Raw genomic sequence first — 13,980 nt, forward strand, 5'->3', positions numbered from 1 at the left:
TTTATTGATTTTTAATCAATTATGTTTTTTGTCGTGTACTAAACCGGATAATATTTGAATCGTCGTAACCGTCGGGAAACTTCTCGACCAGCAAATTCAAAATCTCGTTTGTAAGTTTGGAGTAATCAACAATAATTCTTTTCATCGCTTTATAAATAGGAAAGGGCGTTTTGCTTTTTAACTTTACATATCTAACAAGTACGCAAAAATAAGAGGCGCAACGATTGTAGCATCAGATTCTATGATAAATTTTGGAGTTGTTATATCTAATTTTCCCCAAGTAATTTTTTCGTTCGGTACCGCTCCGGAATACGAACCGTAACTGGTTGTACTGTCGGAGATTTGACAGAAATAGCTCCAAAACGGAACATCGTGCATTTCCATATCTTGGTACAACATCGGCACCACACAAATTGGGAAATCGCCCGCAATACCTCCACCAATCTGGAAGAAACCTACGCCCGATTTGCTGTTTTTCGTGTACCAATCGGCCAAGAACGTCATGTATTCAATACCGCTTTTCATCGTCGAGGCTTTTAAATCGCCTTTGATAACATACGAGGCGAAAATATTACCCATCGTGCTGTCTTCCCAACCTGGAACAATAATAGGCAAGTTCTTTTCCGCGGCAGCGTACATCCAACTATCTTTCAAATCAATTTCGTAATATTCTTCCAAAACGCCCGACAACAACATTTTGTACATGAATTCATGCGGAAAGTAACGTTCTCCCTTATCGTCGGCGTCTTTCCAAATCTTGTAAATGTGCTTTTGCAAACGTCTGAATGCTTCATGCTCCGGAATACACGTGTCGGTTACGCGATTTAAACCACGCTCCAACAAATCCCATTCTTGTTCCGGAGTTAAATCGCGGTAGTTTGGCACGCGCTCGTAGTGTGAATGCGCTACCAAGTTCATGATATCTTCTTCTAAATTCGCACCAGTACATGAAATTATCTGTACTTTATCACAGCGAATCATTTCTGCAAAAATCTTACCGATTTCGGCTGTACTCATAGCTCCCGCCAAAGTTACCATCATCTTCGCACCATTCTCTAATTGCGCCTCGTAGGCTTTGGCAGCATCTACTAAAGCAGCTGAATTAAAGTGCAAATAATGCTTTGTTATAAACTGGCTAATCGGTCCTTTACTCATATCTCAAATTTAATTTCTTTTATTTATATCCCAGAATACTTAACACTTGCTCTGAGGTTTGTTGCTCCGAAAAAACTTCCGTAGCTAAGATGCCGTTTTCATCGCGATCAATCAAAATGTGCTTCGGCTGCGGTATCAAACAGTGGTGCAATCCGCCGTAACCGCCAATGGTTTCTTGATACGCTCCTATATTGAAAAACCCAATGTAAAGCGGTTTCTCTTTATTGTATTTCGGCAAATAAATGGCATTCATGTTTTGCTCCGAGTTGTAATAATCGTCGCTATCACAAGTCATACCACCCAAAAGTACACGTTCGTAAGTATCGTTCCAGCGGTTTATGGCCAACATGATAAAACGCTTGTTGATGGCCCAAGTATCTGGCAAAGTAGTAATAAACGACGAATCGATCATATTCCACTTCTCACGGTCGTTTTGTTGCTTTTGGTACAAAATCTGGTAAATCGCTCCGCCGCTTTCGCCTACAGTAAACGATCCAAACTCTGTAAAAATGTTCGGAACATCAACCTCAGCTTCGTCGCATGCAATTTTAATTTGGTTGATGATTTCGTCGATCATATACTGATAATCGTACTCAAAGGCTAACGAATTTTTAATCGGAAAACCGCCACCTATATTCAATCCATCGAGCGACGGGCATTCTTTTTTCAAAGCGATATATACTTTAATACACTTCACCAACTCGTTCCAGTAGTAGGCGTTGTCGTTAATTCCGGTATTGATGAAAAAGTGGAGCATTTTCAATTCCACCTTTTTATTGTCTTGAATTTGCTTCTTGTAGAAAGCCAAAATATTCTTGTACCCAATACCCAAGCGCGACGTATAAAATTCGAACTTTGGTTCTTCTTCCGCGGCAATACGAATTCCGATTTTAAACTTTCCTTTAATTTCGGCTTGCAACAAATCCAATTCTTCATAATTATCGATAATCGGAATACAGTTTTTGTGGCCGCTATTAATCAAACGCGCAATATTGGTTATATACTGGTCGCGCTTAAAACCGTTGCAAATGATAAACGTGTTTTTATTGATTTTTCCGGTTTCCATTAAACGTTCTACAATATTGATGTCGAAAGCCGATGAGGTTTCAATATGAATATTGTTTTTAAACGCTTCGTTCATCACATATTCAAAGTGCGAACTTTTAGTACAATAACAGTAGTAGTACTTGCCTTCGTACTTATTCTTTTCCATAGCGTTACGAAACCAATTTTTCGCGCGCTTAATGTTGTTTGAAATTTGCGGTAAATACGTAAACTTCAACGGCGTACCGTATTGTTCTACCAACTTCATCAAATCGATGTTGTGAAATTGGAGATTGTCTTTGTTAAGCGTAAACTCTTCTTGGGGAAAGTAGTACGTTTGATTGATAAGGTCGAAATATTTTGTATTCATGAAAGCGAGAAATTAAGATTTGAACAATAAAACTGTGTAAAACAGCTTTCTCAAACCCTAATATTGGCGTAGATAATTTGCAATTCGGCGCTCGCATATTGCAGCAACGAACTGTCAAATAAATGCAATAAAGAAAATTTAGTGGCTATTAAATCCAAAAAACGGCGTTTAAACTGCCGTGAATCCTTGCAATGATGCGGTTTGCTAGCAAAATTTTCGTTTCTTTTCATTGCAGCAAATGTAAAAAAATATTGAAGTAACACTCTTTACATTTATTTAATTTAATGTTAGGAATTATAAAATTGTATCGCATTTTCAATTTGTTGTGAGTCAGCTACATACGTGTCTTTCGCAAAACCAATGGCCGTAATTGGTGCATAGCGCAGGTTTCCATCCCTATTTTTTTTGTCGTGACGCATCAACTCCAGCAGTTTTGAAACGGCATTTTGTGGAATGATTATGCGATCAAAAAACCGATCGATCACGGCAACTAATCGCTTAAAATCAGTTTCTGCTAATAATCCGCTTTGCCAGGCCATGTGGCTTTCCATGATCATTCCCGCAGCGACGCAATAACCGTGATAAACACGTTCTTCACTGCTTTCCAGCAAATACGATTCGAGCGCGTGACCTATGCTGTGTCCGAAATTGAGAACTTTCCGGAGGCCATTTTCAAACGGATCTTCGCTAACAATACGCATTTTTATCTGTGCCGATTCGATAATGCTGTCGCTATCCGCTGCGATGGAAAACGAAGTTGCTTGTTCAAATCGTTCAAAGACAGCGGCATCGGCAATAGCGCCGTGTTTAATCATTTCGGCTAGTCCCGACAAAATTTCTTCGGATTCTAGACTTTCCGCGAAAGCGCAATCGATAAGTACCAATTGCGGCATGGCTGTTGTTCCAATCTGGTTTTTCACCGCACCTAAATCGATGCCGTTTTTACCACCCAAAGCAGCATCGACCATTCCTAAAAGTGTAGTAGGCACATTCACAAAATCGATTCCGCGCTTAAATGTCGATGCGATAAACCCGCCGATATCGGTTACCACTCCGCCGCCAAAGTTGATGATCAAGGTACTTTTGTCGGCTTCGATATCGGCTAATTCTTCAAAAATAAACTTGCAAATTTCCAACTGCTTTTGTGCTTCGCCGGCTTCAATCACAATGGTATGGATGTCTTGAACAGCATACAATTCTTGCAGTAATTTACTGGCCCACAAATCGTAAACTACTTCGTCGGAGAAGAGAACAATTTTAGAGTACTTCTTTTTTTCGATGAGTGCGTTTAAAGCTGCATAGCCGTTTTCGCCTTCGTAGATGTCGTGCACCAGTGCAGTATGGTTGAGGAGAGTCATTTTCAAAGTTTACGGAACAAAGTTGCAACATTTCCGAGAGAAATCGACTTAAATAATCGTGAAGAAAGCGATAAAAATATTGCCTACGCAAACGTTCTCGTTATCTTTGTGACGCATAAAAATTACGATGGAAAAATTGTTTGACAACACCGAAACGGCATTTGCTCTAAAAACCGATACAGAACTCGACCGCGCGTATTTTCTTTTCAAGATGATTGCTAACGAACCTTTAGTTCGCATTGGCACTGCGGTTACCAACTTTGCCATCAAAGCACATTTACCTGTTGAGGGTTTGATTAGAGCCACCGTTTTCGATCATTTTTGTGGTGGTGTAAACGAACAAGATTGTTTGCCTGTGGTCGATAAAATGTATACCAAAGGCGTGGCATCTGTTTTAGATTATTCGGTGGAAGGAAAAGAAGACGAAGCCCAATTCGACGCAGCTTTGGCGATGACTTTACGCACCATAGATTTTGCGATTGCTCGAGAAGCCATACCGTTCGCTGTCTTTAAACCAACGGGCTTTGGCCGATTCGAACTGTATGAAAAACTAGGTCGAAAGGAAACCTTAACTCCGGACGAGCAGGCAGAATGGAACCGCGTTATCGAACGATTTGACCGAGTTTGCAGCGCAGCACATCAAGGAAATGTGATGCTGTTGATAGACGGTGAAGAGAGTTGGATGCAAGATGCCGCCGACGATCTTGTGGAACAAATGATGCGCAAATACAATAAAGAAAAAGCAGTAGTTTTTAATACCTTACAACTTTACCGTCATGATCGTGTTCCGTATTTGAAAGAATTGCACGAGAGAGCTAAAGCAGACGGATTTCATATTGGAATGAAACTCGTGCGCGGCGCTTACATGGAAAAAGAAAACAAGCGTGCCGAAGAATTGGGCTACCCTACTCCGATTTGCAAAGACAAAGCCGCAACCGACGCGAATTTTGATGCTGCTGTGTACTACATGATGGAACATTTGGAGCACATGGCAATTTTTGCGGGAACGCACAACGAATCGAGCTCATACCGCTTAATGCAATTGATGGCCGAACACGGAATTGCTAAAAATGATACACGTGTATTTTTCGGACAATTATACGGAATGAGTGACAACATCAGTTATAATTTGGCCGCACACGGCTACAATGTAGCGAAATACTTGCCTTTCGGACCCGTACGTGATGTAATGCCGTATTTGATTCGACGTGCAGAAGAAAATACTTCGGTAGCCGGGCAAACCAGTCGCGAATTAAATTTGTTAAAGAAAGAACGCGATCGGAGAAAAACAGTGGGAAGATAGCTGCTTGCTACTGCTAATAGGCATATGGCAGATGATTAAAAATGTACACCTTTGCAATTTGCTTTTTATTTCTTTTGAAGCAAATATTTTTGTAGCGATCGGTGTAAATGTAGTTCCTCATACCGCTGATTTATGTTTTTAACGCTTATCTGCATACTGCTGCCCGCTGCTTTTATTTTCGGAAGCTTGTACTTATGGCCAAGACCCAGAACATTTTGGTATTGGTTTGGTGTCAATGTACTCATTTTTGCTATTTATTGTTCAATTTTAATTGGGCTTTCGCAAGCTAAGTATTTCACAGACCCGTATGGCTTGAAGTTACTTGGCTATCTGTATTTGAGCATGTTCGTACATTCCGTAATCAGCTTAGGCTATGCGAGTTATCAGAAATATCGTGCGAAGAAAGAGAGATAGCTTTTTTTCGATTCATTAATTTTTAAGAAACTGTGCACGACTGATTGTTTAATTTATGGTATTCACTCAGAAGTAAGCATCTTTTTAAACATCTGATTTTTAGGAATTAGCGCCAAAAAAAGGCTCCAAGTTTTTATATTTGTTGCAAGAAGCATTTTGTTGCGCCTGTTGTAGTTGTTTAAATGTAGCGCAAGAAAGGCGTGGTAAATGAGTAAACGCAAACAGTATGAAACTAGGAGCTTTTTCAATTAGCTTAAGCGTTACTGATTTGACCGTATCGCACGAATTTTATCAAAAGTTGGGATTTACCGTCCTTTCGGGAAGTTTCGAGCAAAACTATTTGATTTTAAAGAACGAAAATGCGTTAATCGGTTTGTTTAAAGGAATGTTCGAAGGAAACCTGCTCACCTTTAATCCGGGCTGGGACGAAAACGGGCATAATACCGATCCGTTTGACGACGTTCGTGCGATTCAGTCGCAACTAAAAGCCAGTGGTATTTGCCTTTCGGCAGAAGTCGACGAACAAACGGCCGGACCGGGCAGTATTTTTCTTTCGGATCCCGACGGGAATGTAATTTTGATTGACCAACACCGATAGATTTCAGCATAATCTTTGTTACTTTCGCAAAAGTAGATTGCAGCAATTAGACCACTTGACCACTCCAAACTTTGAAATTATTCTTGCTAATGTAAACAAGCACATCCATTTAGATCGAACGGAGGTCGACTATTTTTTAAGCCTTTTACAATACAAAACGTTTAAAAAAAAGGAGTTCATTTTACGACCGAGTGAGATTTGTCGTACCGAAAACTTTATTATTCGCGGTTGTACAAAGACTTATACCTTAAACGAACTCGGAGCAGAACACATCGTCATGTTTGGAGTCGAAGATTGGTGGATTGGCGATTTATATAGCTTTTTAAGCCAAACTCCGTCGACTTACTACATCGAAGCGTTAGAGGAGTCCGAAATACTTCAAATATCCAAATCCGACCTCGATACTTTATACGCTAGAGTGCCCAAATTTGAACGTTTTTTCAGGATTTTATTGCAAAATGCATTTATCGCCCAGCAGAAGCGCATTGAGCAAACATTGGCACTAACCGCCGAAGAGCGCTATCTCGATTTTGTACAAAAATATCCATCGTTAGAACAGCGTCTCTCTCAAAAGCAAGTTGCCACTTACCTGAGAATCACTCCCGTATTTTTAAGTATGCTTCGAAAACGTCTGACGCAGCGTTAAAACCCAGAAAGTTGAACCGTAGCTGTTCGAAATTAAACTAGTTTAATTTTTTATCGCTTCCGCTGTAGTTGCTTTGTGGTGAATTTTAAAACAACTACTTATGAGTATCGTAATTGTATACCACAGCGGCTACGGACACACCAAGATTGTTGCCGAACACATCCAAAAGGGAGCACTCGAGCGCAGTGCGGATGTTAAATTGGTTTCGACCCTGGAAGCGCAAGCCAATTTCGAGATTCTCCACGAAGCCGATGCGCTTGTTTTTGGAACGCCAACGTACATGGGAACTGTAAGCGCTGAATTCAAGAAATTTATGGAAGCGACGGGGTCATTTTGGTATCAACAGAAATGGAAAGACAAATTAGCTGCCGGATTTACCAATTCCTCTACGCTCAATGGAGATAAGCTCAACACCTTACAGCAACTAGCGCTTTTCGCGGCACAGCACAGCATGCTTTGGATTTCGTTGGGAATACTACCTAAATTTGAAAACGACATTCAGTTAGACGAACCGAACGGACTTGCCAGTTACTTAGGACTTATGACGCTGTCGGATAACGCGCATCATCAAGTGAACACTCCGAAAGACATGCACACGGCAGAACTTTTTGGAAAAAGGATTGCCGAACTAGTAAACGAAAAAATAAATTTAATAAAGTAAGAATGAAAGCTATTTTTAAAACAGCAGACAACTATGTTGGTTTGATACTTCGCTTAAGCTTAGGTGGTATTGTTTTGCCTCACGGCGCGCAAAAAATGTTAGGTTGGTTCGGCGGCTACGGCTTTACGGGAACCATGAACTTTTTTACAGAAACGCTCCACTTGCCCTGGATTATCGGGTTTTTGGTGATCGTCATTGAATTTGTGGGAGCAATCTCGATACTGTTAGGTTTTGCCGTTCGAATATGGGCAGCCGCCATCGTTGTCTTATTCAGCGGCATTATTCTAACATCGCATCTAGAATACGGCTTTTTTATGAATTGGTTTGGCAACCAGAAAGGCGAAGGTTACGAGTTTCATCTGTTAATCATTGGGTTAGCTTTAGCTTTGTTGTTGAATGGCAGCGGAAAGTTGGGTTTATACCAGAAAATAAGCGCCTAAAATTTGTCGTTACAAGCTGGATTTGATTGGGGAAATTGGGAACTCCATCGAAAACACTACTGATTATATACCCTTAAATTCAGGAAAACAAAAGTGCTTGATTCGGTTAGTTTTTTGCGGTCGCAATTTTCACAATATCATATTTTTACACATTAAAAAAACCTCGTTTAATCGCTCTAAACGAGGTTTTAATTTTGGAATGTGTACTAGTTTTTTGAAAAGACGGTTGTGAAACAAGGAAGTATCATAGTGCGAAGATTTTTTATATTAAACTTGAAATGGGGCGAGTTCGGGGGAGCATGTGGAGATCAGGAAGTTTTTTTAGCTACTACTAAGCAACTACCACCAAACGGAATTTTCTTTTTCTGTTTGATATAAGATATTTCTTTATTCCAAATAAAATTCAGAATGAGGGCTATTAAACCTTTTCTTTGAGAATGTTCTTGTTTGTGTTTACTCAAATCTGATGAATTTCTTTTTAGCCAAAAAAAACTCGGAATTGTCCGAAAGAAAAAAACTGGAAGGGGAAGAATTGAAAAAATGTAGGTTGCATATTGGATTTTAAAACCACTGTCTTCGAGCACTCTACAAATTTGTCTTTTTGTGTAACGTCTGTAATGTCCGGCGTCAGCATCTTCTTTAGACCAGAGAAAATTGTAAGCCGGTACGGTTATGTAAACAAAGCCATTTACAGCAAGATTAGAATAAACTGACATAAGAAACTGCTGATCATCAGCTATGTGTTCTACGACGTCGAATAATCCAATTGATTTACAAGAGTTTACTTTAATACCTGCGTCTTCAAATGTGGAACAAATAATATTCGAAAGCCCGCGCTTTTTCGCATTTAAAGCTCCTTCTAAACCCGGCTCCACTAAAACTGTTTTTATATTATTATCCTCAAGTCCTTTGGCAACATACCCATTTCCGCCACCTATATCGAAAAAAGTTTCGTGCTCAGAATAAAATCTAACTGTTTCTAAAATACAGTTGTTTCTGTGTTGAAACCAAAAACTATCTTTCTCAATTTCATAACAATTCATGTTTCCTTCTTTGGGATAAGAAATATCTCGATTGTTTTTGGAAAACCAGATTCCATCTTTTAAGTACACATTATCAGCAAAATCTATTATTTCCATATAGCTTATTTCTTAGAAGTATCTCAAATTTTACTATCGCTATAGTTTCATTCTACTTACAGGTAAGCAAAAACAAAAATATTTTAGTACACGACAAAAAACATAATTGATTAAAAATCAATAAAATAAGTTCTTAAAAATTTTGACAAAAAGCTGATATTCAGTATATTAAAGGATTATNAGAAAGATTAGAAAAATTAATCGCGTTGGTAATGATTGCATTTCTTTGGTGCTATAAAATTGGGGATTATATTGATAATCAAATAAAACCAATAAAGATAAAAAATCATGGTCGAAGAGCAGTATCCGTTTTTAAACTCGGATTAGATTATTTGTCAAATTGCTTATTATCAAAGTTCAATAAGCTGGAAATTAATTTAATACAATTTTTGTCGTGTACTTAGAACAAAAGGTTAAAATTAGGCGTGCATTGTTTCGATTTGTTCAATATCAATAAAACAACAGCCCTAATTCCCGGTGAAAATATTCGCTCAACTTTCTACGAAAAGCGCGATTCACGAGTGTTCCGCGTTTCGCTAACCTATAATTTCGGTAACCTTAAATTGCAAAAAGACAACACCGACATCAACACCGATAAAATAAATTCTGGCGGTGGTTTGTTAAAATAGTATACAGATTTTTAGGGCAGCAATTCCCGCTTTTCATTGCAAGTCAAGTGGTTTGGGCAGCTTCGGTTAAGGCAGTAAAGTAGCTTCCTTTGGTCGCTCTTTTCCGCCAAACCGCAGTCTGCCCAAACTGCCTTGCCTTTCCATTGCAATCGGGGCTGCAACAATTGTGCAAAAAAATTTGGCGCGCTATTTGTATTTCGTGCATCATCAATCTCATCAATCATGTTAAAACGATTTTTTATTCTGTGTTCCGGTGCCGACCGTCAGCTGCTCGATAAATGCAGCGAAGGCGAACAAACCAAATACGTGGGAATTGGCGCCACCGTTTTCTTTACCGCAGTAATGGCGTTTCTTGCCGCTACCTACGCACTCTTCACTGTGTTCGATAGCATCTATCCGGCCGTAATCTTTGGTTTAGTTTGGGCTTCGCTCATTTTTAACCTCGACCGCTACATTGTTTCTACACTCAAAAAACGCGATAGCTTTACCAACGAAGTTTTACAAGCCGTTCCCAGACTCGTACTCGCCTTAATCATCGCGGTTGTGATTTCAAAACCACTCGAAATTAAAATCTTCGAAAAAGAAATCGACGCCGTACTGCTTTCCGAACAAAACAAACTCGCTCTGCAAAACAAAAAAGAAGTACAAACCTACTTCGCAACAAACTTGCAGGACATCAAATCCGAAACCGACAGCCTGAAAGCGCAACTTGCAGCAAAAGAAAAAGAGGTAAACAATTTGTACAACACGTACATTGCCGAAGCTGAAGGAACCAAAGGCACACTCAAAATCGGAAAAGGCCCGGTGTTTAAAGAGAAAATCGCCAAACACAATACAGCTAAAACTGAACTCGATTCGCTGCGAAAAATAACCGCCGCTAAACTCGCTACACTAAACGAGAACAAACAGAAACTCGAAACCGAACAAGAATCGAAAATCGCGCAAGCAAAACCAATTATCAATAAATACGACGGACTCATGGCGCGCATTCGTGCCTTAAACGATTTGCCAACCATGCCGTCTTTGTTTATTATGTTACTTTTCTTGTGTGTAGAAACCGCACCGATTTTAGCAAAACTGCTGGCACCAAAAGGCACATACGATTATCTGTTGGAAGAAAGCGAACTCGCCGTTAAATCGCGCGTGGAAGAACAAATTCGCGAATTAAAACTGCTCGAAAAAACCTACGAGCAAATCCAAAACGAATCGTTTGCCGCACTAAAAACCGACGAACAATTGGCTTCCGAAAGCAAAAAAACAGGAAAAGAAATTTTGTCTGGAAAAATTCAGGCATTTGGAAAAAAATATGCGCAGGCATAAATTAACCTATCGTTAGCCGTTCAACGATTGTAACTGCTCGCGAACAGCCTTCGGCAATTTGGCTACAATTAAATCGTACGAGTGGTTAATCATTTGTACGATTTCTTTGTCGCTCACATCCTGATTAACTGCCACTGTATTCCAATGCGTTTTATTCATGTGATAACCCGGCATCACAGCTTGGTACCGTTCGCGTAATTCAACTGCCAACTCCGGATCGCATTTTAAATTGATTGTGGGTTGCCCGCCTTCCCAGCTTCCTAAACCTGTGGCGGCAAACATTTTATCGGCTACTTTTAAAACCAAAGTATCTTCATCAAACGGAAAATGTTCCGACGTTCCGGGTTTCGACAAGCAAAAATTTACAAAATCTTCGATATTCATAGCGCAACTAATTCATATAAAACGGGTTTACTCGGCGAAGCGTCGTTTTCTAACGAACAGATTTGCAAATTCAAAAAATACATACCATCGGCTACAGTATCAGGAACAAACACGAGTTCGGTTATTGTGGCATCAAATCGGGCATCGGCGTTTACTTGTTGCACATCGGTCACCTGCCAAAAAGTTTTGTGTCCGCGTAAGGCGCCGCCGTCTTGTTCCCGATCCACGCTCGGCAAATCGAGTAGTAAATGTCTCACGCCGTTTTCAACCAAAAGGGCCACCGCATCGGCATGCAAATACGGCGGATTGGTATTCGAGTACTTGCGCTGCAATTTCGAATCGTCGTTGGGTAAAGTTCGAACAACCAAAGCTTCTTGCCAATTGTTGTTTACCGCAGCAGCAATTTGCTCTCGCGTAATAACCAAATCTTCGTCTATTAAATCGGGCGTAACCGAAATAAGCGTACAGAAAAAATGAAACGTCTTTAAATAATCGTTTATGCTGTAGTGCTCCGCCGTTATGTGCCCCAAACATTCGGTATGCGTTCCGTGGGCATGCGGATTGATATGCAAATCGTAAAAATTGGTACTCGATTTTCCGCTGCGCACACTGCCGATAAAATCGCCCATAACTACAGGTTCGAATCGCGGCGCACCCTGATACCAAGCCACCGGATTCTCTGGCGTAGCCGCTAACGGCATCGAAATATCAATCGGTTTATTCAAATCTATTTCGTACTGCTGTTGTATCGTTACTTTCATGCGTATTCGTTTAAAATTCCGTCGCTGGCGTCTAAAAAGAAATCGGCGGCTATGCCATCGGCAAAGAAAAGTCCTTTTTCACTGATTTTCAAATGTGTATCGCTCAGTTCAAGCTGATTTACAGCCAAATACTTTTTCGCCTGCTTTAACAAAACGGCCTTTGCTTCCAAACCAAAATCTGTTTCATATGCCGAGAGCGAAATACCCTTTTCTAATCGCAATTGCGTCATTACAAATTCGTTATGCCGATCGTAAGTCGACAGCTTTTCCGAAGTCGAAGGTAAATTTTCTGCCTCGAGCGCCTTCACGTACAACACATTATTCGAGATATTCCACAGGCGCGTGTTTCCCAAATAACTGTGCGCCGAGGGGCCGATGCCTAAATACGGTTTTCCCGACCAGTACGAACTGTTGTGGCGCGAGTGAAAATTCGGTTTTCCAAAGTTCGAAATTTCGTAATGGTCGTAACCGGCTTCTCGCAGTGTATTTCGCACCAATAAAAACTGTTGTTCCAATGCTGTTTCGTCGGGCGCCGGAATTTCTCCTTTGGCAATGAGTTTTTCCAAAGCGGTTTTGTGCTCCACGGTTAAGGCGTAAGCCGAGATATGCGGAATCGAATACTCAATAAAATATTGCAAGGCGCGCGCTAAATCGGCAGGTTCCGAACAAGGAATGCCGTAGATCAAATCCACCGAAATATTGTTGAAAAAATCGGTGCTGTTTTTCAAAGCGTCGAACGCCATTTTTGCGTCGTGCGCCCGATTCATCAGTTTTAAATCGGCATCTTGAAAGCTTTGAATTCCCAAGCTCAGACGGTTAAAGCCAACTTGTTTTAATTCGTTGCAGTACGCACGTCCGCTGTTTCCCACCAAATCGTCGGGATTGCATTCTAAAGTAATTTCTGCATCATCACTAAGCGGATAATTTTTGCGAATGCGTTCAAGTATGCGTTCCAATTCCGAAATGGGTAAAATTGATGGTGTTCCGCCGCCAAAATAAACGGTATCTACGGTTTCGCTAACAGCCAAAAACGAGTCGCAACGCAGTTCTAGTTCTTTTAACAACGCATCAACCAATGCCGTTTGGTGTTTCAAACTGGTCGAAAAGTGGAAGTCGCAGTAATGACAAGCCTGCTTGCAAAACGGTATGTGAATGTAAATGCCCGACATTAGGAAACGCGCCCCGAATTCTGTTTCACAAAAGCATCCCAACCGCTGTAACTGCTGCCGCTTGTAACTTTTCCGGAGTTGAAATGATGGCAAACGGCGGCGGCCAATCCGTCGGTGCTGTCCAAATTTTTGGGTAATTCTTTCAGACCAAGCAATTGCTGCAACATTTTGGCTACCTGTTCTTTACTGGCGTTTCCGTTTCCGGTGATGGCCATTTTTATCTTTTTCGGTTCGTATTCAATGATCGGAATTCCGCGTGATAAACCTGCTGCCATGGCTACGCCTTGCGCACGCCCCAACTTCAACATCGACTGTACGTTTTTACCAAAGAAAGGTGCTTCAATGGCAATTTCATCCGGATTAAACGTGTCGATTAATTCAATCGTTCGCTCAAAAATAAGTTTCAACTTTTTGTAGTGATCGTCGTATTTCGACAACACCAATTCATTAAGCTGAATAAACTTCATGTTCTTGCGCTCAATGGCAATTACACCAAAACCCATAATGGTTGTTCCGGGATCGATTCCTAAAATGATTTTCTCCATTTCTAAAGGCGCGTTTCTTTGAAGGCTATGGCACAATTGCGTTT

Annotated in this window: 15 protein-coding genes and 1 pseudogene; 6 read left to right on the forward strand and 10 right to left on the reverse strand. The window is 40.6% G+C overall.

Annotation, left to right across the window (positions count from 1 at the left end):
• Positions 1–40 precede the first annotated feature (40 nt).
• The 4 genes and pseudogenes from CHX27_RS14710 to aroB form a co-directional block, all read right to left on the reverse strand.
• Positions 41–145, reverse strand: a pseudogene (locus CHX27_RS14710) (DNA primase); the annotation flags it as partial.
• 38 nt (positions 146–183) lie between these two features.
• Positions 184–1,155 carry a deoxyhypusine synthase family protein gene (locus CHX27_RS14715; RefSeq protein WP_094487517.1) on the reverse strand — a complete coding sequence of 324 codons (972 nt, stop codon included), beginning with the start codon at positions 1,153–1,155 and terminating at the stop codon, positions 184–186.
• A 19-nt stretch (positions 1,156–1,174) separates the two neighbouring features.
• Positions 1,175–2,569: an arginine decarboxylase gene (locus tag CHX27_RS14720; protein ID WP_094487518.1), complete on the reverse strand. Its 1,395-nt coding sequence runs from the start codon at positions 2,567–2,569 to the stop codon at positions 1,175–1,177.
• A 287-nt stretch (positions 2,570–2,856) separates the two neighbouring features.
• Complete coding sequence (gene aroB / locus CHX27_RS14730) at positions 2,857–3,927, reverse strand: 3-dehydroquinate synthase (protein WP_094487520.1); 1,071 nt, start codon at positions 3,925–3,927, stop codon at positions 2,857–2,859.
• A gap of 127 nt (positions 3,928–4,054) precedes the next feature.
• Between aroB and CHX27_RS14735 the strand changes: the two genes are divergently transcribed.
• A complete protein-coding gene (locus CHX27_RS14735; RefSeq protein ID WP_094487521.1) occupies positions 4,055–5,230 on the forward strand; it encodes a proline dehydrogenase family protein in 1,176 nt (391 codons plus the stop codon).
• Positions 5,231–5,295: 65 nt separating this feature from the next.
• On the opposite strand, the gene CHX27_RS15380 is transcribed toward CHX27_RS14735, so the two are convergent.
• Positions 5,296–5,475, reverse strand: a complete 180-nt coding sequence (locus tag CHX27_RS15380) for a hypothetical protein (RefSeq protein ID WP_133063492.1) — start codon at positions 5,473–5,475, stop codon at positions 5,296–5,298.
• 395 nt (positions 5,476–5,870) lie between these two features.
• On the opposite strand from CHX27_RS15380, the gene CHX27_RS14740 reads away from it, so the two are divergent.
• The 4 genes from CHX27_RS14740 to CHX27_RS14755 all read left to right on the forward strand — a co-directional run bounded on the left by CHX27_RS14740 (position 5,871) and on the right by CHX27_RS14755 (position 7,989).
• Positions 5,871–6,242 (forward strand): VOC family protein, encoded by a 372-nt coding sequence (locus CHX27_RS14740; RefSeq protein ID WP_094487522.1) that lies wholly within the window; start codon positions 5,871–5,873, stop codon positions 6,240–6,242.
• 37 nt (positions 6,243–6,279) lie between these two features.
• Positions 6,280–6,888, forward strand: a complete 609-nt coding sequence (locus tag CHX27_RS14745) for a Crp/Fnr family transcriptional regulator (protein WP_207758969.1) — start codon at positions 6,280–6,282, stop codon at positions 6,886–6,888.
• Positions 6,889–6,988: 100 nt separating this feature from the next.
• On the forward strand, positions 6,989–7,549 hold the full coding sequence (locus tag CHX27_RS14750) for a flavodoxin family protein (RefSeq protein WP_094487523.1): 561 nt from the start codon (positions 6,989–6,991) through the stop codon (positions 7,547–7,549).
• A gap of 2 nt (positions 7,550–7,551) precedes the next feature.
• Entirely contained in the window at positions 7,552–7,989 is a 438-nt protein-coding gene (locus CHX27_RS14755; RefSeq protein WP_094487524.1) for a DoxX family protein, read from the forward strand.
• 308 nt (positions 7,990–8,297) lie between these two features.
• On the opposite strand, the gene CHX27_RS14760 is transcribed toward CHX27_RS14755, so the two are convergent.
• The gene (locus CHX27_RS14760; RefSeq protein ID WP_094487525.1) at positions 8,298–9,128 is read right to left on the reverse strand and encodes a methyltransferase domain-containing protein; all 831 of its coding nucleotides are present in this window, start codon (positions 9,126–9,128) and stop codon (positions 8,298–8,300) included.
• Between the two features lie 851 nt (positions 9,129–9,979).
• Between CHX27_RS14760 and CHX27_RS14780 the strand changes: the two genes are divergently transcribed.
• On the forward strand, positions 9,980–11,077 hold the full coding sequence (locus tag CHX27_RS14780; protein ID WP_094487528.1) for a DUF4407 domain-containing protein: 1,098 nt from the start codon (positions 9,980–9,982) through the stop codon (positions 11,075–11,077).
• A 12-nt stretch (positions 11,078–11,089) separates the two neighbouring features.
• Here the strand turns inward: CHX27_RS14780 and CHX27_RS14785 are convergent, their stop codons facing one another.
• The 4 genes from CHX27_RS14785 to ruvC are packed head-to-tail and all read right to left on the reverse strand — an operon-like array spanning position 11,090 to position 13,936.
• Positions 11,090–11,461 (reverse strand): MmcQ/YjbR family DNA-binding protein, encoded by a 372-nt coding sequence (locus CHX27_RS14785; protein WP_094487529.1) that lies wholly within the window; start codon positions 11,459–11,461, stop codon positions 11,090–11,092.
• The gene (locus tag CHX27_RS14790) at positions 11,458–12,222 is read right to left on the reverse strand and encodes a cyclase family protein (protein ID WP_094487530.1); all 765 of its coding nucleotides are present in this window, start codon (positions 12,220–12,222) and stop codon (positions 11,458–11,460) included. The genes CHX27_RS14785 and CHX27_RS14790 overlap by 4 nt, the downstream gene beginning before the upstream one ends.
• Positions 12,219–13,391 carry a radical SAM family heme chaperone HemW gene (hemW, locus tag CHX27_RS14795; protein ID WP_094487531.1) on the reverse strand — a complete coding sequence of 391 codons (1,173 nt, stop codon included), beginning with the start codon at positions 13,389–13,391 and terminating at the stop codon, positions 12,219–12,221. Before hemW ends, CHX27_RS14790 begins: the two co-directional genes overlap by 4 nt.
• Complete coding sequence (ruvC, locus tag CHX27_RS14800; protein ID WP_094487532.1) at positions 13,391–13,936, reverse strand: crossover junction endodeoxyribonuclease RuvC; 546 nt, start codon at positions 13,934–13,936, stop codon at positions 13,391–13,393. Before ruvC ends, hemW begins: the two co-directional genes overlap by 1 nt.
• Positions 13,937–13,980 lie beyond the last annotated feature (44 nt).

The organism is Flavobacterium aurantiibacter (assembly GCF_002251775.1).
Classification (GTDB): Bacteria; Bacteroidota; Bacteroidia; order Flavobacteriales; family Flavobacteriaceae; genus Flavobacterium; species Flavobacterium aurantiibacter.